19 protein-coding genes are annotated in these 21,404 nt (G+C 39.0%); 13 read left to right on the top strand and 6 right to left on the bottom strand.

What is annotated here, in order from left to right:
* Window positions 1–23: 23 nt before the first annotated feature.
* The 6 genes from DV942_RS10675 to fumC form a co-directional block, all read right to left on the bottom strand.
* On the bottom strand, window positions 24–791 hold the full coding sequence (locus DV942_RS10675) for a ThuA domain-containing protein (protein ID WP_145857408.1): 768 nt from the start codon (window positions 789–791) through the stop codon (window positions 24–26).
* Window positions 792–835: 44 nt separating this feature from the next.
* Window positions 836–1,270: a low molecular weight protein-tyrosine-phosphatase gene (locus DV942_RS10670; RefSeq protein WP_145857406.1), complete on the bottom strand. Its 435-nt coding sequence runs from the start codon at window positions 1,268–1,270 to the stop codon at window positions 836–838.
* 217 nt (window positions 1,271–1,487) lie between these two features.
* Complete coding sequence (locus tag DV942_RS10665; protein WP_145857404.1) at window positions 1,488–2,294, bottom strand: S1/P1 nuclease; 807 nt, start codon at window positions 2,292–2,294, stop codon at window positions 1,488–1,490.
* A gap of 2 nt (window positions 2,295–2,296) precedes the next feature.
* Window positions 2,297–2,812 (bottom strand): fumarate hydratase, encoded by a 516-nt coding sequence (locus DV942_RS10660; RefSeq protein WP_145857402.1) that lies wholly within the window; start codon window positions 2,810–2,812, stop codon window positions 2,297–2,299.
* Window positions 2,813–2,819: 7 nt separating this feature from the next.
* Complete coding sequence (locus tag DV942_RS10655; protein ID WP_145857400.1) at window positions 2,820–3,167, bottom strand: hypothetical protein; 348 nt, start codon at window positions 3,165–3,167, stop codon at window positions 2,820–2,822.
* A 131-nt stretch (window positions 3,168–3,298) separates the two neighbouring features.
* The gene (fumC, locus tag DV942_RS10650) at window positions 3,299–4,696 is read right to left on the bottom strand and encodes a class II fumarate hydratase (RefSeq protein WP_145857398.1); all 1,398 of its coding nucleotides are present in this window, start codon (window positions 4,694–4,696) and stop codon (window positions 3,299–3,301) included.
* 197 nt (window positions 4,697–4,893) lie between these two features.
* Here fumC and rsgA point away from each other — a divergent pair, with 197 nt between their 5' ends.
* The 13 genes from rsgA to DV942_RS10585 all read left to right on the top strand — a co-directional run bounded on the left by rsgA (window position 4,894) and on the right by DV942_RS10585 (window position 21,148).
* Window positions 4,894–5,814: a ribosome small subunit-dependent GTPase A gene (rsgA, locus tag DV942_RS10645; RefSeq protein ID WP_090984293.1), complete on the top strand. Its 921-nt coding sequence runs from the start codon at window positions 4,894–4,896 to the stop codon at window positions 5,812–5,814.
* A 194-nt stretch (window positions 5,815–6,008) separates the two neighbouring features.
* Window positions 6,009–6,962 carry a Smr/MutS family protein gene (locus DV942_RS10640; RefSeq protein ID WP_090984291.1) on the top strand — a complete coding sequence of 318 codons (954 nt, stop codon included), beginning with the start codon at window positions 6,009–6,011 and terminating at the stop codon, window positions 6,960–6,962.
* Between the two features lie 213 nt (window positions 6,963–7,175).
* On the top strand, window positions 7,176–7,475 hold the full coding sequence (locus DV942_RS10635; RefSeq protein ID WP_090984289.1) for a hypothetical protein: 300 nt from the start codon (window positions 7,176–7,178) through the stop codon (window positions 7,473–7,475).
* Between the two features lie 137 nt (window positions 7,476–7,612).
* Window positions 7,613–11,089, top strand: a complete 3,477-nt coding sequence (locus DV942_RS10630) for a preprotein translocase subunit SecA (protein WP_145857396.1) — start codon at window positions 7,613–7,615, stop codon at window positions 11,087–11,089.
* Window positions 11,090–11,313: 224 nt separating this feature from the next.
* The gene (locus tag DV942_RS10625) at window positions 11,314–11,691 is read left to right on the top strand and encodes a PEGA domain-containing protein (RefSeq protein WP_145857393.1); all 378 of its coding nucleotides are present in this window, start codon (window positions 11,314–11,316) and stop codon (window positions 11,689–11,691) included.
* A 528-nt stretch (window positions 11,692–12,219) separates the two neighbouring features.
* Window positions 12,220–12,663 carry an SPOR domain-containing protein gene (locus DV942_RS10620; protein ID WP_145857391.1) on the top strand — a complete coding sequence of 148 codons (444 nt, stop codon included), beginning with the start codon at window positions 12,220–12,222 and terminating at the stop codon, window positions 12,661–12,663.
* Window positions 12,650–13,834 (top strand): M20 metallopeptidase family protein, encoded by a 1,185-nt coding sequence (locus tag DV942_RS10615; RefSeq protein WP_145857389.1) that lies wholly within the window; start codon window positions 12,650–12,652, stop codon window positions 13,832–13,834. Before DV942_RS10620 ends, DV942_RS10615 begins: the two co-directional genes overlap by 14 nt.
* Window positions 13,835–13,929: 95 nt before the next feature.
* Window positions 13,930–14,871, top strand: coding sequence for a hypothetical protein (locus tag DV942_RS10610; protein WP_145857386.1), 942 nt, complete (start codon window positions 13,930–13,932; stop codon window positions 14,869–14,871).
* A gap of 247 nt (window positions 14,872–15,118) precedes the next feature.
* Window positions 15,119–16,687: a serine hydrolase gene (locus tag DV942_RS10605; protein WP_145857384.1), complete on the top strand. Its 1,569-nt coding sequence runs from the start codon at window positions 15,119–15,121 to the stop codon at window positions 16,685–16,687.
* An 18-nt stretch (window positions 16,688–16,705) separates the two neighbouring features.
* Window positions 16,706–17,365: an SGNH/GDSL hydrolase family protein gene (locus DV942_RS10600; protein ID WP_145857382.1), complete on the top strand. Its 660-nt coding sequence runs from the start codon at window positions 16,706–16,708 to the stop codon at window positions 17,363–17,365.
* Window positions 17,366–17,543: 178 nt separating this feature from the next.
* Window positions 17,544–19,529, top strand: coding sequence for a DNA primase (dnaG, locus tag DV942_RS10595; protein ID WP_145857380.1), 1,986 nt, complete (start codon window positions 17,544–17,546; stop codon window positions 19,527–19,529).
* 193 nt (window positions 19,530–19,722) lie between these two features.
* Complete coding sequence (locus DV942_RS10590) at window positions 19,723–20,088, top strand: YraN family protein (RefSeq protein WP_145857378.1); 366 nt, start codon at window positions 19,723–19,725, stop codon at window positions 20,086–20,088.
* Window positions 20,066–21,148 carry a glutaminyl-peptide cyclotransferase gene (locus DV942_RS10585; protein WP_145857376.1) on the top strand — a complete coding sequence of 361 codons (1,083 nt, stop codon included), beginning with the start codon at window positions 20,066–20,068 and terminating at the stop codon, window positions 21,146–21,148. Before DV942_RS10590 ends, DV942_RS10585 begins: the two co-directional genes overlap by 23 nt.
* The last annotated feature ends 256 nt before the right edge of the window (window positions 21,149–21,404 follow it).

Raw genomic sequence — 21,404 nt, 5'->3', positions numbered from 1 at the left:
AAATCAACAAGCCCAACTATTATTTAGAACTTTGAATGGGCTTTACTGTAGTCCAGTTTCTTTTGGCCGCCTATAGCGTATTCAATACCTCCCCATAAATGTCTTTGAAATTTATCGTCAGCCCAGCCTTCTTTGGTATGGCCCATACAGGTATAGAAAGCTCTTCCGCCATCAAAATTGTGGTACCAGGCAAAAGGATGAAAATCGCCATTTTTACCTCCGGTGTACGATTTTTCGTCTAAATTAATCAGCACTTTAATGTCCGGGTTGATATTTTTGAAATTATACAGTTCATCTTTCCTCATCCATACTGAATCGGTAAGGAATTTTGTAGCAGGGTGTTTTTTATCTTTAACAATAAATCTGGCTTCCTGAACAGCGGGGTGACTTATAAAATAAGCGCCAGCCAATTTGCCATACCAAGGCCAATCGTACTCGGTATCTGTTGCAGCATGAATACCCACATAACCTCCACCAGCCTGTATGTACCTTTCGAAAGCTACCTGTTGTTTATCGTCTAATACATCGCCTGTGGTATTCAGGAAAATAATAGTGGCATATTTTTTTAGGTTATCTTCAGTAAAAGCATCAGCATTTTCTGTCGTATCTACTTCAAAATGATGCTCAGTGCCTAATTTCTGGATCACCTCTTTTCCCGTTTCGATGGAGTTGTGCCTAAAGCCCTTTGTTTTGGAGAAAACTAAAACTTTTGCCGATTTCTTCGCTGCGGTATAGCTTTGAAATAAAATTACGGTTGCAACTAATAAACATAATGACAGGTATTTTTTCATTTTTTCTTTGACTTGGTTAGTAAGATAGATTATTAGCTTTAAATTTAGGAAAGTTGTTTGATAATTTCCATACATCTTTCCTCAACCTGTTTGCAAACAGGGTTAAACAGGCTATTATCCCAATATGGGTCTGTAACTTCTCCGTTATCAAGAAAAAGTTTAACCTTTTTTCGCTGCTCATCGGTTTTGGCTAAACTTTTAACATCGGCTAAATTATTCTTGTCCATTACCAAAATCAGGTCATAATGGTCAAACATCGAAGGGTTAAACTGCTGCGCCCGCTGTTTACTAATATCGTAACCCAACGCCTTCGCTGCAGAAATACTTCTGTGGTCTGGTGCCTGGCCAATATGCCAGTTGCCTGTTCCTGCCGAAGCAATTTCCCAGTTTAAGTTTTGTTCATCTGTCAGATGGCGCATAATGCCTTCAGCTAAAGGCGAACGGCAGATGTTACCGAGGCAAACCATTAAAATTTTCAATTTCTACAGCGCTTTAAAAGTAAATAATAGTCCTTAAGGTTATTGATGATGGATAGGCCATAAAACTCGTCATTGCGAGGAGGAACGACGAAGCAATCTTTCGTAACAGCGCTCTTGGCTTTAAAGATTGCTTCATCGGCTGAAAAAGCCTTCTCGCAATGACGATAAGTTTTAGGGACTTATTTTATTAAAATTCTACTATCTCATAACTTATTCTTTATCCGTAGATATCGTTTAACATTTTTGCCAAACGTACACCACCTTTTAATAACTGGTTATTAAGGGTATCAACCCAGTCAAAATTGTAGCGGTAGCTTAATTTAGCATCTGGTTTAGTCGTATCGTAAATTTTATTGCAAATTGTGTACGATTCATAAATACAATCTTTCAGGCTGGTGTTTTGCCAGTTGTAAAGCTGTACAGCTGAAGCATGATTGATGGCTTTTGCATATTCGGTATAACTTAACTGCTGGTATTCGATCAGCTGTTCGTCCCAAACCCTGTGGATATTTGATTTCTCATTGAACCATAATACCGAAACGCGGTTACCGCCCAGGTCTTCTTTACGGGCAACGTGCATGGGCTGGCATAAATCTCCAGCCAGGTGAACCAACATGCGTAAAGCCAGTTTTTTTTCAGAAGCTGTACTGCTTGTTTTCTTTAAAATGGCAATCAGATCAGGGATTTTGTTGTAAAGATTTGGTTTTTTATCAGTTTCCAAAAATTGATATACACCACTTTTATCCAATCCAACCGGAAGATTGACAAAATGCCAGTTGTACATATAGTTATAAGTAGAATCTGATTTAATAAAATCGCCCCAATTGGCAGACATTGCCAAGGTTTCATAGCCTAAAATACTTTGAATGGCCTTGCGTGTTTTTGCTTTTAAATAACTATCTGCAATTTCGCCAACTACACGATGGCCGATGGTGCCCCATGCATTTGCCTGAATAGGCAAATAGGCTAAAAAACCCAGGGTAAATGCAATGGTTAATTTCTTTTTAATTGATGTTAAAATCATTTTTATAATTCTTTTGGTACGCAGGTAATTTTTTCTTTAAGTGTTAGTTTAATCTCACGCTGATCGCTCAAACTCTCTAAAATTAAGCTGTCTGACGATTTTTTGCTGATCAGGAAGTTTTTGTCATACCGGCCGATGCGGTAGCAACCTGATATTTTTTGTTTATAATTGGCATGTGTAAAGGTTGCACCTATAAATAACGTATCTCCTTTAACCCTATACACCCCTTTGGCATATTCTTTCCAGATGCCATTGTTATAACAAGAATCTTCGTAAAAATTTACTTTGCTATGGGTTACCATATCGATATAAACCGAGTCGCAGGTGAACTTAAAATGGTGTTGCGTATAGTTGCTCAACTTGTGGCTATAAGCAACAGAATCTTCATTCCAAACGCCTTGCATAAAATCTTCTCCCTTACCCTGTATATTGGGCCGCAGACTACAGGCCAGATGTAAAATGGGTAATATAAAAAGCAAGATGTAGCAATTCCTGAAAGCCAGATGCAGTTTGTTCATTGTGTTATTAATTGTTGCTTTTAGGAAACTGATCGTAGATGATCTTATTCTTTTTAACGGTATTGATGAGAATCAAAAGACCTGCTGCAAAACACAGGCCGGCTATAAAGCTAATAACGCCCACAATAGTATGGTATTTCATCACTTCTGTAGGTGTTAAGTTTTGGGCAGCCATGATCAATGGCATCAAAAAGCTATAAAGTATGTTGATAATCAAAGAAATGCCTGAGCCAATGGTCATTAAGATGGCTTCAGCAGAAGGTTTTTTCAATAAAAAAAAGCAACAGGCTCCAAATACAATACCAAGTGGAATGATGGGCATCAAGCTTAAAAGGTTAGAAAGTATTGAATTCATATTGCCTGTGTTTTAATTAGCCGTATTTTAGTCCGAACGACGTGCTGAACTCGTTTAAGCATCTTGAATACTGAAAAGATCCTGATCCCGATGTAAATCGGGACAGGATGACGATCGTATCTGTAAATAACTTATTTCAAGCTGCCAACCATGTCTTCAGGGCGCACCCATTCATCAAACTGCTCATTGGTTAACAATCCCAATTCCACAGCAGCTGCTTTTAAGGTTTTGTTTTCTTTATGGGCTTTCTTCGCAATTTTAGCTGCATTTTCGTAACCCACATGTGGGTTCAGAGCGGTAACCAACATTAAAGAATTTTGAAGGTGTTTTTCAATTTCAGGTAAATTCGCGGTGATTCCTTCAGCACATTTATCTGTAAAAGAAACACAGGCATCACCAATTAAACGTGCTGATTGTAATACATTAGCAGCAATTAATGGTTTAAATACGTTCAGCTCGAAATGGCCGTTCATACCACCTACTGAAACGGCAACATCGTTACCGATTACCTGGGCACAAACCATGGTTAAAGCTTCTGGTTGTGTAGGGTTCACTTTTCCTGGCATAATAGACGACCCTGGTTCGTTATCTGGAATTACAATTTCGCCGATGCCGCAACGGGGACCTGAACTTAACATTCTTACATCGTTGGCTATTTTCATCAAGGCAACTGCTGTGCGTTTTAATGCCCCTGAGAGTTCTACCATCGCATCATGCGCAGCCAGTGCTTCAAATTTATTAGGAGCGGTAACAAAAGGCAAACCGGTTAAATCTGCAATTTTTTTAGCCACTAAAACATCGTATCCTTTTGGTGTATTTAAGCCTGTACCCACAGCAGTTCCGCCCAAAGCCAGTTCTGCAACCATAACCAAAGCATTTTTAATGGCCCGGATGCTATTGTCGATCTGTTGTACATAACCAGAAAATTCCTGGCCTAAAGTAAGCGGAGTAGCATCCATAAAGTGCGTACGGCCTGTTTTAACAATCGTACTGAACTCTTCTACTTTTTTGGCTAATGTATTTCTTAATTTTTCTAAGCCTGGTATGGTATTTTCTATCGTAAGTTTATACGCTGCAATATGCATTGCAGTTGGATAAGTATCGTTTGATGATTGTGATTTATTTACATCATCATTTGGGTGAAGCACTTTTTTATCGTCAGCTAGAGAACCACCGTTAATCACGTGGGCGCGGTTTGCAATCACTTCATTACCATTCATGTTGCTTTGTGTACCCGAACCTGTTTGCCAGATAACCAAAGGAAATTGATCATCTAATTGTCCGGCAATAATTTCATCACAGGCTTTAGCAATTAAATCTGCTTTTTCGGCAGATAATACTCCAAGTTCGTTGTTGGCAAGGGCAGCTGCTTTTTTCAGGTATCCAAAAGCGTGGATAATTTCTTTTGGCATCGAGCCTTCCGGACCGATTTTAAAGTTATTGCGTGAGCGTTCTGTCTGTGCACCCCAGTATTTGTCGGCGGGTACCTGCACCTCACCCATGGTATCGTGTTCTATTCTGAAACTCATTATATTTTCGATTTTGTTGTCGCAAATTTAGGTTTTTTGCCTTTTAAAGCGTTGGATTTATGTAAGATATTTAATGGATAAGTAAATATATAGCCGAAATGTCTGTATTCTTTTTTATTCTCCGTTGTTAACATACAAACATTATCGGTACCGGCTACTTCTACCAATGAAATCATATTCATACCTTTGCCGCAGATATGCAGGGATTAGTTATTAAATCTACAGGGAGCTGGTATAGTGTTCTGGCCGATAATGGCGAACGCTATGATTGCAGGATTATAGGCAAATTCAGGATTAAAGGACTTAAAACCACCAACCCGATTGCGGTTGGCGACAGGGTGAAATTTGATCTGGAAAAAGATAGTAGCCAGGGTCTGATCAACGAGATGTTGCCCCGTAAAAACTACATCATCCGCAAATCGATCAACCTGAGCAAGCAGGCCCAGATATTGGCCGCCAATTTAGATATGGCGATGTTGGTGGTTACCTTAGCTTCGCCCCGTACCTCTTTGGGTTTTATCGATCGTTTTTTGGTTACGGCTGAAGCTTATGATGTACCAGCCGTATTGGTATTTAATAAACTCGATCTGTTTAGTAAAGAGGGTTTGGAAATTCTGCAGGAGTTTAAAGATATCTATGAAAATATCGGCTATGCCTGTTATGAGGTTTCCGCTTTAAAAGGTATTAATATCCCGGTAATACAGGAATTGATTACGGATAAAATTACTTTGATATCCGGACATTCAGGTGTAGGAAAGTCTAGCTTGATCAATGCTTTAATGCCAGATCGTGATCTAAGAACAGGGGAGGTTTCTGACTGGAGCGATAAGGGGCAGCACACCACTACTTTTGCCGAAATGTTCGAACTGCCACAAGGCGGTTTTATTGTAGATTCTCCAGGCATCAGGGAATTGGGGGTAATCGATATCGAAAAAGAAGAACTGGGGCATTTTTTCAGGGAAATCTTTGAAACCTCGCACAATTGCCGATTTAATAACTGCAGGCATATTAACGAGCCGGGCTGTGCGGTTATCGAAGCCGTAAATGAAGGTGAAATTGCAGTTTCCAGATATGAAAGTTACCTGAGCATTTACCACGGAAACGATACGCGACATTAGTTTAGTCAGAAGTCGGAAGTCCGGAGTCCGAAGATGTGATGTGTGATGGTACATTTCTTGATTGTACTGCGAATTAGATTGAAGACTCCTGCCAAAAAGCTGAAAGACTAAAGGAGTAAATAGCTTCATGAACGACATTTTAACACAAACTGCTTAAAAATCTTTGTGTACTTTGTGCCTAAAAAATAATAGAAATGAAATTTAAACTAGGAGATTTTGTGCGTTTTGTTGATGAAAAACGTGAAGGTTACGTAACCAGAATTATTGATACGCAGACTTTAGGCGTTACCGATGAAGATGGCTTTGAGATACCTGTTGCGATGAGCAATTTAACATCTGTGCATGGTCACGGGGTGGTTGCTGTAGAACCGGACGCGCCCAAACCCATCCAGGTGAATGTTCCCGGTGTTAACAAAATCGAAAATGGCATTTATGTAGCCGTTGCCACCGATGATAAAGCGGGTAATGTAGTACATTTTCATCTCCAAAACTATTCTCCGAACATTTTATTGGTAGGTTTAATTACCGATCGAAAAGGGAAATATGCAGGCGTTTTTCATGGGGCAATTGAATCTTACGGTTCCGCGTTGGTTTATTCTGCATCATTGGCTGAACTTGATCTTTGGCCTGAGTTTAATTTTCAGATGGTGGTATTTAGTAAAGCCGATGTGAAACCCATCGATCCATTGGTGGTCCGTAAAAAGTTTAGGGCAAAAGATTTTAGTACCGAACAAAAGGAATTGCCCCAATTGAAGAATAAGGGTTGGTTAATCCGTTTAGATGATCTTGTTCCGGTAACCATTGATCCACAGAAATTAAAGGAAAGTTTTTTTAAGTCATCAGAAGAGAAAAGAACGGTGGAAGCGCCACAAAAAGAGATTGATCTGCACATTGAAAAACTAAGAGATGATCATCATTTTTTAGAAGCAGATGAAATGTTGCAGATACAGATCAGCCATTTTCAAACCGCTATGGATGCTGCAGTGGTGCATCACTTTGATAAGATTGTTTTTATCCATGGTACGGGGAATGGTACCTTAAGGGATAAAATACATAAACTGATCAGCAGAAATCCCCATGTAAAAACCTATATGGATGCCAGAAAAGAAAAGTTTGGTTATGGTGCTACTGAAGTGGTGTTTAAGTGATTTTCGGTGTCATCCTGAATGCAATGAAGGATCTTTATTATAGTTGAGTAGTATCACTAATGTAAGCAATGATTTTAGTGTACTAGTTTCAGGTTATACTTTATAGGTGAGAGATTCTTGCCTATGTTCAGCACGACAGTTAGATTGAGGTACACTTTTTGCTAAGCTGTAATTTCTTTTTATAAAAGATTAAAACTAGCTTTGCCGCAATTAATGAAACACTTTGTTACCATATCGCTTGTATTTTTTAGCTTAACACATTTGGCAAAAGCCGAACGTGTTGAAGGGTTAAGGATATTAAACGAATATTGCAATGAGCATAATATTTGCGTTAATGCAAGTGGTAAAGCTTCGGTTCAGCTCAATGAAGACCGTAATCCTTATCTGTTATCGTATACTAAGTTAGCCTTAATCGGAACGCAAGCGCCGTTAAAAGTGGCTAAATATGTAAGTGCAGACCAGGTAATTGCTGATTTAACCATCAGGAAAAAACCAAAAAACAATAGTCCATAGTTTTCTTTCTATCTAAAAAATCTTTTTAAGATTTAAACCTCATTACACCAACAACTGCCAGACTGACTTAATGCTGACAATGGCTTGGTTGTTGTAACATACCCATTTTTCAATAATAAAATACGATTTAAAATATAATGTTAGGATTTTTAGCGAAGATTTTCGGAAGTAAATCAGAAAGAGATATAAAGGCTATACAGCCATTGGTTGTTAAAATTAACGAACACTACAGTAAACTATCTGCCTTAAGCAACGATGAATTACGTGGCAAAACCATTGAGTTTAAAGAAAGAATATCGGCTTTTTTAGCCGATATAGATGAGAAAATTTCGGCACTAAAAGCTGAGGCAGAAAGTGAAGAATTAGATCTTCACCAAAAAACGGCAATTTATGATCAGGTTGATGCCTTGGGTAAAGACCGCGATACGGAGTTGGAAAAAGTACTTTTGGAAATCCTTCCGGAAGCTTTTGCGGTGATTAAGGAAACTTCACGTCGTTTAAGCGAAAACGATTATCTGGAAGTTACCGCAACCCAGTTTGATCGAGATTATGCTGCAAGAAAAAACAACGTAAAAATTGTTGGCGATAAAGCACAATGGGCCAATAAATGGGATGCTGCCGGAACAGAAGTAGCCTGGAACATGGTACATTACGATGTACAGTTAATTGGTGGTATTGTATTGCATAGCGGTAAAATTGCCGAAATGGCTACAGGTGAAGGTAAAACCCTGGTAAGTACATTACCGGCTTACTTAAATGCACTGGCCGGACAAGGTGTACACATCGTAACGGTAAATGATTACCTGGCCCGCAGGGATAGTGAATGGAACGGCCCTTTATTCGAATTTCACGGTTTAACGGTTGATTGTATTGATAAACATGAGCCAAACTCTGAAGCCAGAAGAAAGGCTTATGCTGCAGACATTACCTATGGAACCAATAATGAATTTGGTTTTGACTACCTGCGTGACAATATGTCGCAAACGCCAGACCAATTGGTACAGCGCAAGCTGCACTTTGCGATGGTGGATGAGGTCGATTCGGTTTTAATTGATGATGCCCGTACACCTTTGATTATTTCTGGTCCGATTCCACGCGGAGATGAACATGAGTTTTATGAGTTGAAACCACGCATTGAGCGTTTGGTTAATGCACAAAAAGCCTATGTAACACAAGCATTAAACGAAGCCAAAAAATTAATTAATGCAGGCAACAGTGGAACCGAAGAAGGCGAAGGTGGTTTAGCCTTATTGCGTGCATACCGCGGTTTACCTAAAAACAAAGCTTTAATTAAATTTTTGAGTGAAACCGGTATCCGTGGTTTGTTGTTAAAAACTGAAAACCACTACATGGCAGATCAATCTAAGAATATGCCAAAGGTAGATTCTGAATTGTATTTCTATATCGATGAGAAGAATAACCAGGTTGAATTAACTGAAAAAGGTATCGAACTAATCACCCAATCAGGTGAGGATCCTCATTTCTTTGTATTGCCGGATGTCGGTACCGAAATTGCAGAGCTCGAAAAATCTGACCTTCCGTTAGAAGAAAAAGTGATGCAGAAAGATGCTTTAATGCGCGATTATTCTGTTAAAGCAGAACGTATCCATTCGGTTAACCAGTTGTTAAAAGCATATACTTTATTCGAAATTGATGTGGAATACATCATCGATGAAGGAAAAATTAAAATTGTTGACGAGCAGACAGGCCGTATCATGGATGGCCGCCGTTACTCCGATGGTTTGCACCAGGCCATTGAGGCTAAAGAAAATGTTAAGGTTGAAGATGCTACCCAAACTTATGCAACTGTAACCTTACAGAACTATTTCCGTATGTACCACAAACTTTGCGGTATGACGGGTACTGCAACAACAGAAGCCGGTGAGTTTTGGTCGATCTATAAATTAGATGTGGTAGAAATCCCGACCAACAGAAACATTTCGAGGATTGATGAGCAGGATTATGTCTATCGCACTGTTCGTGAAAAATATAATGCAGTTGCAGCAGAGATACAATACCTGGTTTTCCCTTATTCTCATTATGAGACAGAATATGAGACAGATAAAGAAGGTAATGTAAAACAGAAAGATGGTAAGCCGGTTGTTAAATACGATCAAACAGGCAGGGCTGTGCCTAAATTGGATACCAAAGGGGCGTTAATTCCTGCGGTTAATCCTCAAACAGGGCAGTTAGAACCAAAAGCTGGTCGTCCGGTATTGGTGGGTACCACTTCTGTAGAGATTTCTGAGTTATTAAGCCGTATGCTTAAACTCCGCGGCATCAAACATAACGTGTTGAACGCTAAAATGCACCAGAAAGAGGCCGATATCGTTGCCGAAGCTGGTCAGGCAGGCACCGTAACCATTGCAACCAACATGGCTGGTCGTGGTACCGATATCAAATTGGGGCCAGGCGTTAAAGAAGCAGGAGGTTTAGCCATTGTAGGTACTGAGCGTCACGAATCTCGTCGTGTAGACAGGCAGTTACGTGGTCGTGCAGGTCGTCAGGGCGATCCGGGCTCTTCACAGTTCTTCGTTTCATTAGAAGATAACTTAATGCGTTTATTTGGTTCAGAACGTATCTCTAGTATCATGGTGCGTATGGGTATTGAAGATGGTGAGGTGATCCAGCACTCTATGATTACCAAATCTATTGAGCGTGCGCAGAAAAAAGTAGAAGAAAACAACTTTGGTATCCGTAAACGTTTATTGGAGTACGATGATGTGATGAACTCGCAACGTACCGTGATTTATGCTAAACGTAAAAATGCATTATTTGGCGAACGTTTAGACGTAGACATGAACAATATGGTTTTCGATGTTGCGGAAGACATTGTGAGCGAATATAAACAAGAAGCAAATTACGACGGATTTAAGCTCGAAGTAATCAAAAACTTCTCTTTAGATACAGAGATTACTGAAAAAGAATTCTCTTCAACCAGTATCCCTCAGTTAACTGAAAAGTTATTTGAAGAAGCCGAGTCTTTTTATGCACGTAAATCTGAAGCCATTATTCAGCAATCGTTACCAGTATTAACCCAGGTGTACGAAGAGCGCGGAGAGCATATCGAGCAAATTGTAGTGCCGTTTACAGATGGCATCCGTGGTATTCAGGTAGCTGTTGATTTAAAGAAAGCGATTGAGAATAAAGGAAAAGAGGTGGTTCGTTCATTCGAAAAAACCATTGTTCTTGCTTTAATTGATGATAGCTGGAAAGAACACTTACGTGAAATGGACGATTTGAAACAGTCGGTACAAAATGCGGTTTACGAGCAGAAAGATCCACTGGTAATTTATAAAATGGAAGCCTTCAACTTATTTAAAAACATGCTTAACGCGGTGAATAAAGAAGTAGTGAGTTTCTTATATAAAGGCGGTATTCCGGTGCAACAAGAACCAGATCAGGTAAGAGAAGCACCAGCTCCGGTTAAGCAGCCGAAACTGCAAACTACTAAACAGGAGTTTGGAAGAGAAGAGCCAGGAATTGAGTTTGGCGATACACGTGAAGCGATTCCACAGCAGCCAATCCGTAAAGAAGCAACTATTGGCAGAAATGAACCTTGCCCATGTGGTAGCGGTAAAAAGTATAAAAACTGCCATGGCGCTAATTTATAATTAAGATATACAGCGCTTTACAAGGCCTCAACATTTGTTGAGGCCTTTTTTTGTAACTAAATTTTTAATCCTCAAATTAACAGGTATATTTATGGACGGTCAATTTGAAATTGGTAGGCAATTTCTCAATGGTTAATAAACTTAAAATGGAGCCTGACAACCATAAAAAACGGGGCGTAACCGAAAAGCCATAAGAGTAGGAAACACACACAAAAAACACACAAATGAAAAGAATTTTAAACATTGCCGCTGTTTCAGCGACACTGCTGCTGTCTAGCTGCGCCACTATTTTTACGGGTACAAAACAAACCGTTCAAATTAATTCCAATCCTCCGGCCGCTACCATCGAAGTAGATGGCATTAAAACAGGCGTTACACCAATGGCTGTATCCTTAAAAAAAGGATTTACCGGGCAAACCATCAGTTTAAAATTGGATGGTTACGAAACCAAAACATTTCAACCAGAAACCGCCTTTAATGCAGTATCTGTTGTAAATTTTCTATTTCTACCAGGTTTTATTATTGATGCCGCTACTGGTGCAATGATGAAATACGACCCAAAAGTTTACGAATTTACGTTAGAACCGAAGAAAGCAAATTAATCAATTGCCTTATGGTTATAATTCTTAATGAGGCTGTATCAGAAATGATTTTGAAGATTTTTGGCAGAATAATATTTTGAGAGGTCGTCATTCCCGTGAAAACGGGAATCTTAATACGATGGAATGGCAACAAGTAAGTCCCTGCCAAATCATTAAGATGCCTAGTCAAGCTGAGCATGACGATACCGCTAAATTTAATTCTTTTGCCAGCTCTGAATCTGTTATTTTGATACAGCCTCTTTTTTATTGTTGTCATCACATAAATTGGTCGTCATTTCGACTGAAGCTGCAGATTTTTCTTCGGCAGCGGAATGGAGAAATCTTTGAATTACACTTAGCTGATTATCTATTTTAAAAGATTTCTCGACTTCACTACGTTTCGCTCGAAATGACGAGTCAAAATCTCCCAAATAATAACCGATTTGCTTAACCCATAAAGAATGCCGATTTTTGCAACGATTTCGGCATTCTTGTTGTTAAGAAGATGGAGGCGATATATCTGCCCATTAAATGCCAATTATTTTACTCATGAAAACAACATTTACTTTTATATCCTGTTTGTTTCTTACCATAACTGCTTTTGCACAGAAAGGCGAAGTAACTGTTATAAAAGACCCTTTAATTGATAGTTTGATTGCCAAACGGCTAGAGGTTTATAAAACTTCAGGTGAGGTAAAACCTGGCAAACCGATCGTTTCATCCTATGGCTACCGCGTACAGATTTTTTACGGCTCAGACCGGCGCGAAGTTTTTAACCAGCAGGCACGTTTTAAAGGAATGTATCCTCAGTTAAATACCTACCTTACTTACAAAGAACCCAACTATTATGTTCGTGTGGGCGACTTTAGAAGCCGTTTAGAAGCTCAACGACTGATTAACGAGCTGAGACCAACCTTCCCTACATTATTTATTTTCAGGGAAAAAATAAATGCACCAACTTTAGACACCACAACAACCAATGATCAAAAATAAAGTAAAGGAACTTGCCGCTCACATTTTTAACGATGTAGTAGGTTATCGTCAACATATTCATGCCAATCCCGAATTATCTTTTAAAGAGTTCGAAACATCACTGTTCATCAAGGATAAATTAAAAAAATGGGGAATTGAATATACCGACTGTGCCAATACGGGTGTGGTAGGGTTAATTAAAGGCAACCAGCCATCTGATAAAATTATTGCTTTGCGTGCTGATATGGATGCGTTACCCATCCATGAAGCAAACGACAAACCTTATAAATCCAAGAATCATGGTGTAATGCATGCCTGCGGACATGATGTGCATACTTCTTCGCTTTTGGGAACAGCTTATATCCTGAATCAAATGAAAGATGATTTCGGCGGAACCATCAAACTGATTTTTCAGCCTGCTGAAGAACTTCTGCCAGGTGGGGCAAGCATTATGATTAAAGAAGGTGTACTCGAAAATCCAAAGCCGCAACATATTATTGGCCAGCATGTAATGCCATTAATTGATGCCGGTAAAGTGGGTTTCCGCTCAGGTATTTACATGGCCTCGACTGATGAACTTTATGTTACCGTAACCGGAAAAGGCGGGCATGGCGCACAGCCACATCAAAACATCGATCCGGTTTTAATCGCTTCGCATATCATTATTGCTCTGCAACAGATTGTGAGTCGCAATGCCGATCCACGTATTCCATCGGTGCTGTCTTTTGGTAAAGTTACAGCCAATGGTGCAACCAATATTATCCCGAATGAGGTTAAAATTGAAGGTACATTCAGAACATTGGATGAAAACTGGAGAGATGAAGCGCACAAACGCATGAAAAAAATGGCCGAAGGGATTGCCGAAAGCATGGGCGGAAGCTGCAATTTCGATATCCATAGGGGCTATCCGTTTTTAATCAATGAAGAAAAACTAACCGCAAATGCAAAAGCCTTTGCAGAAGATTATTTGGGGAAAGAAAATGTGGTTGATTTAGATATCTGGATGGCTGCTGAAGATTTTTCTTTTTATTCACAGGTAACAGATGCCTGTTTTTATCGTTTAGGTACTGGGAACGCAGCTAAAGACACCCAATACTCGGTACATACGCCAAGATTTGATGTGGATGAGGATGCCTTGAAAATATCAACCGGATTAATGGCTTACATTGCTTTAAAACAACTGGGAAATTAGTATGGAAGATGTAAACAGGTAAGATGGATGATGGGAATTTAAGTTCCGTCGCCCATTTTCCATCACCCATCTTCCACTAACATTATCCATTACACATGAAAAAGATATTTCTGCTTTTATTATTCATCCCCTTCTTTCGCCAGGGTTTTGCTCAGGAAATCAACCGCTTTAACCCGGATACAATTAAAACCATCGTACTCGATTCGGCTGTAAATATCAAGGCTGAGAAGTTGAATGTAGAAACCTTTATCAGAAAAGTGATGTATGATACTTCATTTTATCAATCATTCAGAGATATGAAACGTTATACTTTCATTGCTGAAAACAGGATTTACAGTTACGATAAGAAGAATAAGGTAGATGGAAAAATTTACCGGAAAATCCGCCATAACAATAGCGGCCCCTACAAAATGGAATATCTGGTAAAACAGGATACCGGAAAAATTTATAAAAGAAACGGGAAATACCAGTTGTATACCGTAGAAATGTTTGATTACATTTTTATGAATGCTTATAACACCGATTTTGTACCCAATGCACCCAAGCCTGATGGAAAAGGAGGAACAAACGAAAGTTATAAAGATAAACTGAAAACCTTAATTTTTAATCCTGGCCGTCCGATAAAAGTGCCGTTCATCGGTAGTAAAACGGAGATATTTTCGGCCAATATGCGCCAATATTATGATTATGGTTTCACAAGCGGTACTTATCTCGATTCCATCCCGGTGTATCGTTTTAAAGTTTCTGTTAAACCTGATTTAAGCAAATGGACCAAAGATGGGATCATGATCAAAGAACTGGTTACAATTTTTGATAAGCGTAATTTTAATATCCTGGGCCGGTATGTTGACATGAAATACAGCAATATGCTATTTGATTTTGATGTGCAGATGAATATAGAAATGGGCTATTTCGGAGAGGATAAATTGCCGACCAAAATTACTTATCAGGGTAACTGGGATTATCCTTTCAAAAAAGAAGAAAGAGCAAGCTTTTTAATCGTACACAAAGATTATAAACTCGAAAAAGCTAAGTAATAACTTAAAATAAGCTATCTCCGAGATATCTAAATCAGGATTGTCAATATAAAATTTATCAAAACAGGTTACTGAATCAGCTGCTTAAAATTGGACGTCATTTCGACTGGAGCACAGCGAAATGGAGAAACCTTTAAACGAGGTTTTATAAAAAGCTGGAAGATTTATTTTCTTTGATCACCTGTCCTCAATTTACTATCGCATAAAAAGATTTAGTATCTTTAAAAGATTATTTAAGCTCATATTCATGCAAATTTTTTCAGCTTTTAGATTTAAAATATCAACCATTTTCTTATTGTTTTGTGCTGTTCACCTGCAGGCACAGGTACTCACATCAAAGCAGATCGATAGTGTTGTAGAAAAAACATTGACTACCTTTAACGTTCCCGGAATTGCAGTTTCCGTTATAAAAGATGGTAAAATTATACATTTAAAGGGGTATGGGATAAGCTCGGTCAAAACCAATAAGAAAGTTGATGAGCATACCCTTTTTGGTGTAGCATCCAATACAAAAGCCTTTACGGCAGCTGCTTTAGGTATGCTTGTTGATGAAAAGAAGATTACCTGGGATACAAAAGTGACCGATGTCATTCCTGAGTTTAAAATGTACGATGCTTACGTAACCAGTGAGTTTACTATCCGCGATTTGCTTACACACCGCAGTGGTTTAGGTTTAGGCGCAGGCGATTTAATGATCTGGCCTGATTCATCAACTGTGGATAAAAAACAACTCATTCACAATTTACGGTACTTAAAACCGGTTTCATCCTTCCGTACCAAATACGATTACGACAACCTGATGTATATTGTTGCCGGCGAAGCTGTGGCAAGAGTTTCAGGTATTACCTATGAGGATTTTATTGAAAGCAGGATCATTAAACCATTAGGTATGAGTAAAACGGCTGCTTCATGGTACCGTTTAAAAGATAAATCAAATGTAATTGATGGTCATGCACCTTATGAAGGTAAACTGCTTCCTGTAGGATTAAGCTTCGGCGAAATTGCTAATGCCGCAGGAGGGATTTACTCAAATGTTACCGATATGAGCAAGTGGGTATTGGCGATGATCAACGGTGGTAAATATGGAGAGAACCTTGATAAAAAATTATTCAGTCCTGCTGTGGCAAGAGAACTCTGGACCCCGCAAACTATTATTGCCGGCGGTAATCCGGCAGCTTTTAGCAGTTATGGTTTAGGCTGGTTTTTGAGTAATGTGAACGGTAATTTTCAGGCTACACATACCGGTGGCCTTTCAGGAATCGTAACACAAGTTACCATTTTGCCCGAACTGAAATTGGGTATCATTGTATTAACCAATCAGCAATCCGGAGCCGCTTTCAATGCCATTACCAATTCAATCAAAGATGGTTATTTAGGTATTAAAGGTCAGGATAGGATTAAAACTTACAATGATAACAGGTTAAGAAACGAAAAACAAGCAAATGAGATGGTTGCCAGGGTTTGGAGCGATATTGCTGTACAGCAAAAATTAGCGGCTTCAAAACCTGATGCCAAAAACTATTATGGAACTTTCCGCGACGCCTGGTTTGGCGAAGTAAGCATTAGTGAAGTAAATGGTAAAATGCATTTCCAGGCTAAAAATTCACCTAAATTAAAGGGCGATATGACTTACTATAAGGGCAATACTTTTATTGTGAAATGGTACGACAGAAGTTTGGATGCTGATGCCTTTGTTAATTTTAGCTTAGATAACAATGCTCGGGCCGATGGTTTCAAAATTGAGGCCATTTCCCCATTAACTGATTTTAGTTTCGATTTTCAGGACCTGGATTTTAAAAAGACCGATAATAAATAACCTAACCAATTATACACGATGAAAACAGTAATAAAAACGAGTATTTTACTAAGCTTTTGCTTAATTGTTTTAACCTCAATGACATTTAAACCTAAACGCATTATCTTTTTCGGCGATTCAATTACCCAGCAGGGTGTTTCAAAAAACGGATATGTAACGCTGATCAAAAAGTCGCTCGATTCAACCAAATATGATGTGATAGGCGCTGGTATCGGTGGCAATAAAGTTTATGACCTTTACCTGCGTTTAGAAGATGATGTATTAAACAAAAAGCCGGATTTAGTGGTGATTTATGTAGGCATTAATGATGTGTGGCATAAACAATCTTCTCATACGGGAACGGATTATGATAAATATTTGAAATTTTATCAGGCTTTGATCAATAAAATTCAGGGTGTGGGCAGTAAAGTGGTATTGGTTACGCCGTCAGTTGTTGGTGAGAAAAAAGATGGTACCAATGAACTGGATGCCGATCTGAATAAATATGCCGAAGGAATCAGGACATTGGCCGCAAAAAACAATCTTCCTGTATGCGATTTGAGGAAGGTTTTTGCAGATTATGAAGCAAAAAATAATCCGGAAGATAAAGAGAAAGGTATTTTAACCGTTGATCGGGTGCACTTAAGCGAAACCGGGAATAAATTGGTAGCGGATCAGCTTTTGCCTTTGGTGAAGTAACAGGTTTCCAAACCGCAAAGTTCGCTAAGTATTTCGCAAAGCACACAAAGAAATTTTCTCTGTGTGCTTTGTGTTTTTTCTCTGTTATCTTTGTGGTTAAATGGGGCGGTTCTTCATCAAGAATCGGGAAATAGAGTTTATATTAAATGAAAGGTAAAGCCCCTTCAGGGGTGTGGGTATGATAAACCGCGAAACAATAGATAAGATAATGGATACCGCCCGTATTGAGGAGGTAGTTGGGGATTTTGTGCATTTAAAAAAACGTGGAACCAGTTTAATTGGTAATTGCCCTTTCCATGGCGAAAAAACACCGTCTTTCCACGTATCTGTAACCAAAGGGATTTATAAATGTTTTGGCTGCGGTAAAGGGGGCGATTCGGTGCGCTTTATTATGGATCATGAAAAATATTCATATCCGGAAGCACTTAAGTTTTTAGCCAATAAATACAACATAGAAGTAGAGGAGACCGAACTTTCTCCTGAAGCTGCCGAAGCCCAGAGTGCCAAAGAAAGCCTCTACATCGTATCTCAGTATGCTGCTACGTTTTTCGTAAAACAGCTTTGGGAAACAGACGAGGGCAGGGGCATAGGCCTGAGCTATTTTAAAGAGCGTGGTTTTAGGGAAGATATCTTAAAAAAATTCGAGGTGGGTTATTCTCCCGATGTTTGGGATGCGATGACACAAAGCGCAACCCATGCGGGCCATAAGTTGGAATTTTTAGAAGCCACCGGCTTATCAATCAAAAATGATAATGGGAAAATTTACGACCGTTTCCGCGGCCGTGTGATGTTTCCCATCCATAACTTTACCGGTAGGATTATTGGTTTTGGGGGCAGAACCCTAAAAACAGATAAAAATGTACCTAAATACGTAAATTCTCCTGAAAGCGAAATTTACCACAAATCGAATGTGCTTTATGGTTTATTCCATGCCAAAAAAGCCATCCGAGATTTAGATAACTGCTACCTGGCCGAAGGTTATGCTGATGTACTTTCTGTTCACCAGGCTGGCGTAGAAAACGTAGTAGCCTCTTCGGGTACTTCCTTAACGGTAGAGCAGATTAAACTGATCGGCCGTTTTACACAAAATATCACCATTCTTTTTGATGGCGACGCTGCGGGAATTAAAGCTTCGCTCCGTGGTTTAGATATGATTTTGGAAGAAGGACTGAACGTGAAGATTGTTTCCTTTCCGGATGGTCATGACCCTGATTCTTATATGCATCACGTAGGTGCCGGAGCATTTAGAACCTATCTGGAGCAGAATAGAAAAGATTTTATTTTATACAAAGCGAATGTGCTGCTCAAGGATGCCGGTACAGATCCAATCAAACGTGCAGGTATTATCCGCGATATTGTAGAAAGTATAGCTAAAATTCCTGATCCGATTAAAGCTTCGGTTTTTATCCGCGAGAGTAGTAGCCTGCTCGAAATAGAAGAACATATTCTGCTGAGCGAACTTAATAAGATGCGTTCGGCAAAACTTAAAAAAAGTTTTGAGGGTAATCATCGTGCAGCTCCTTCCTCAAATCCGAAACCATATACTTCAGGTCCCCCAGAACCGCTTGGTCCGCCCGATGATTTATGGGATGATAGTGCCGGCCCAATGGGTTACGAGCCGCAAGAGCCAGCTAAAGAAGAAGAGTATCAGGAAAAGGAAATTGTTCGCTTGTTACTGGCTTTCGGGCATGAATTTGTAAACTGGGATAAAATTGATGATATGTACATCGGTCCATTCATCATGCAGAACCTGAGCGATGTAGAATTTGATGATCCGCTTTGCAAGAGAATTATTGACCATTATAAATCTGAAATTGACAACGGCAGATTACCAACTGCGAACCACTTCGTTAAACATGAAGACCGGGATATTGCCGATCTTGCAATTACGCTTTCCACTTCCGAGTATGCTTTAAGTGAAAACTGGTTAAATAAACATCTTATCTATGTTAAAGATGAATCGATGAATTTGAAAGCAACCATTTTGGGCGGTATTTTTCACCTCAAAAAACGGAAGGTGGAGAAGATATTAATGAACCTGTTGAAAGAAATTAAAGAGGAAAAGAATGAGGATAACCAAATGATTTTAATGCAGCGCTACGGCGTGATTAAAGGTGTAGAAAGGGAAATCTCAAAGTTTTTAGGCTCTGTTATCGTAAAGTAGATTATAAATGATTGGAGTCCTGTAGAGATTTCGTCATCTCGACTGAAGCATAGCGAAATGGAGAGATCTATGTAAACAGATATAACTTCGTTGGGCAATTTGTGGTTGGCGACTGGCTTGCACACTACTAGAAATTACGGTTTTTCCAGCACGAAGGTTGTTCAGTGAAAAATCGATCATTAAATAATTATTTATGGCGCTTCATAACGATTTAGGCAGAGCAGGAGAAAGGATTGCGAAACAATATCTGGAAGATCAGGGCTATGAAATTTTAGATGAAAACTGGACGCATGGTAAAGCCGAAGTAGATTTAATTGTTTATAAAAATGGTATTATGATTTTTGTAGAAGTTAAATTCCGTAGCTCTATCGCTTTTGGCGAACCAGAAGAATTTGTACAAAAATCGAAACAAATTCAGATGGAATTGGCGGCTAATGCCTATATTGAAATCATGAATCATCAAAATGATATCCGTTTTGATATTATTGCGATTACCTTTACAAAAAATAAGACTTATAACTTAAACCATATAGAAGATGCGTTTTGGCCTGAAGATTAACCATATTAAAAATTTCATATTTGTTGGATCTGCACTTGCATTGGTAACTGCCTGTAAAGAAAGTGCTACTACAACCTACCGTAGCTTTGTTTCTCCATTAACCGGTCTTAATGTACCATCGGGGAATGAATTTGATGTGAAAGTGCTGTTTGGAGCTGATCAGAAAGTAGATTCAGTAGTGTATTTGATCGATACCGTCAAAGTTGCTTCAAAAACCGATACTTTGGCCCTTAAACTTAAAACTAACGGTCTGAAACTGGGTAATCACCTGTTAACAGCTAAAGTATTTGGTGAAGGGAAATCAGAAGATATCACATCAAATATAAATGTATTAGCAGGCCAGGCACCTGCAGAATATACTTATAAAGTAATCAGGAGCCTGCCTCATGATACCGCTTCTTATGTTGAGGGTTTAGAATACCATGATGGCTTCTTTTACGAAAGTGCAGGAGATTATGGTCACTCGAGCTTGCGCAAGGTAGATCCTGCTACAGGGAAAATTCTTCAGAAAACAGATTTAGATAAACAGTATTTTGGCGAAGGCATGACCGTAATCGGAAATAAGATTATTCAGTTAACCTATCGCGAGAAAGTAGGTTTTATATACGATAGGGCTACCTTCAAAAAATTATCGGAATTTTCTTACACTACAGGAAGAGAGGGCTGGGGTTTGGCCTTTGACGGGGAGAAGGTATTGAATACCGATGGTTCCAACACGATCTTTTTCCTGGATAAGGATACCTATCAAAAAATTGGTTCGATTGATGTTTTCGATAATAAGGGCCCTATCCAAAATCTGAACGAACTTGAAGTGATTGATGGTAAGATTTATGCAAATGTATATACGACGAATGAAATCATGATCATTAACCCTGAAACAGGAGCTGTTGAAAGCAAGATCGATTTATCAGGACTGTTGCCAGCCGATTACTTTAAAACTGATGATGAAAAAAATAACAATGTATTAAACGGAATTGCTTACGATAAGGCTGGTAAAAGGCTTTTTGTAGCTGGTAAAAAATGGCCACACATTTTTCAGATTGAGTTGGTTAAGAAATAGCTAAATTGATAGGTAGGTCGCATTGAACTTATTGAAATGACTTAAATAGTCGCTGGATAAGCTATCAATGACATAAATCCAATAGAAAGGTCGTCACCCGATCGCTAGCTATCGCATCCCGAGTATGTGGGAATCTTAACGCCCTCGCATTAAGATTATTCATGAATGTTTTTTATTCAATAGCATTCATGAGCACTTTGTGGTTCCCGATCAAGCTAGGAATGAAGATCGATCGAATGATATTACCAAATAAAAT

Source organism: Pedobacter suwonensis (assembly GCF_007833675.1).
In the GTDB taxonomy this organism is placed as follows: Bacteria; Bacteroidota; Bacteroidia; order Sphingobacteriales; family Sphingobacteriaceae; genus Pedobacter; species Pedobacter suwonensis.
This window is presented reverse-complemented; position numbering and strand designations above follow the sequence as displayed.

Bases quoted from the DNA above. Each gene is read 5' to 3' on its own strand.
- DV942_RS10675 (WP_145857408.1), bottom strand. From the start codon at position 791: ATGAAAAAATACCTGTCATTATGTTTATTAGTTGCAACCGTAATTTTA.
- DV942_RS10665 (WP_145857404.1), bottom strand. From the start codon at position 2,294: ATGATTTTAACATCAATTAAAAAGAAATTAACCATTGCATTTACCCTG.
- DV942_RS10660 (WP_145857402.1), bottom strand. From the start codon at position 2,812: ATGAACAAACTGCATCTGGCTTTCAGGAATTGCTACATCTTGCTTTTT.
- DV942_RS10655 (WP_145857400.1), bottom strand. From the start codon at position 3,167: ATGAATTCAATACTTTCTAACCTTTTAAGCTTGATGCCCATCATTCCA.
- fumC (WP_145857398.1), bottom strand. From the start codon at position 4,696: ATGAGTTTCAGAATAGAACACGATACCATGGGTGAGGTGCAGGTACCC.
- rsgA (WP_090984293.1), top strand. From the start codon at position 4,894: ATGCAGGGATTAGTTATTAAATCTACAGGGAGCTGGTATAGTGTTCTG.
- DV942_RS10640 (WP_090984291.1), top strand. From the start codon at position 6,009: ATGAAATTTAAACTAGGAGATTTTGTGCGTTTTGTTGATGAAAAACGT.
- DV942_RS10635 (WP_090984289.1), top strand. From the start codon at position 7,176: ATGAAACACTTTGTTACCATATCGCTTGTATTTTTTAGCTTAACACAT.
- DV942_RS10630 (WP_145857396.1), top strand. From the start codon at position 7,613: ATGTTAGGATTTTTAGCGAAGATTTTCGGAAGTAAATCAGAAAGAGAT.
- DV942_RS10625 (WP_145857393.1), top strand. From the start codon at position 11,314: ATGAAAAGAATTTTAAACATTGCCGCTGTTTCAGCGACACTGCTGCTG.
- DV942_RS10620 (WP_145857391.1), top strand. From the start codon at position 12,220: ATGAAAACAACATTTACTTTTATATCCTGTTTGTTTCTTACCATAACT.
- DV942_RS10615 (WP_145857389.1), top strand. From the start codon at position 12,650: ATGATCAAAAATAAAGTAAAGGAACTTGCCGCTCACATTTTTAACGAT.
- DV942_RS10610 (WP_145857386.1), top strand. From the start codon at position 13,930: ATGAAAAAGATATTTCTGCTTTTATTATTCATCCCCTTCTTTCGCCAG.
- DV942_RS10605 (WP_145857384.1), top strand. From the start codon at position 15,119: ATGCAAATTTTTTCAGCTTTTAGATTTAAAATATCAACCATTTTCTTA.
- DV942_RS10600 (WP_145857382.1), top strand. From the start codon at position 16,706: ATGAAAACAGTAATAAAAACGAGTATTTTACTAAGCTTTTGCTTAATT.
- dnaG (WP_145857380.1), top strand. From the start codon at position 17,544: ATGATAAACCGCGAAACAATAGATAAGATAATGGATACCGCCCGTATT.
- DV942_RS10590 (WP_145857378.1), top strand. From the start codon at position 19,723: ATGGCGCTTCATAACGATTTAGGCAGAGCAGGAGAAAGGATTGCGAAA.
- DV942_RS10585 (WP_145857376.1), top strand. From the start codon at position 20,066: ATGCGTTTTGGCCTGAAGATTAACCATATTAAAAATTTCATATTTGTT.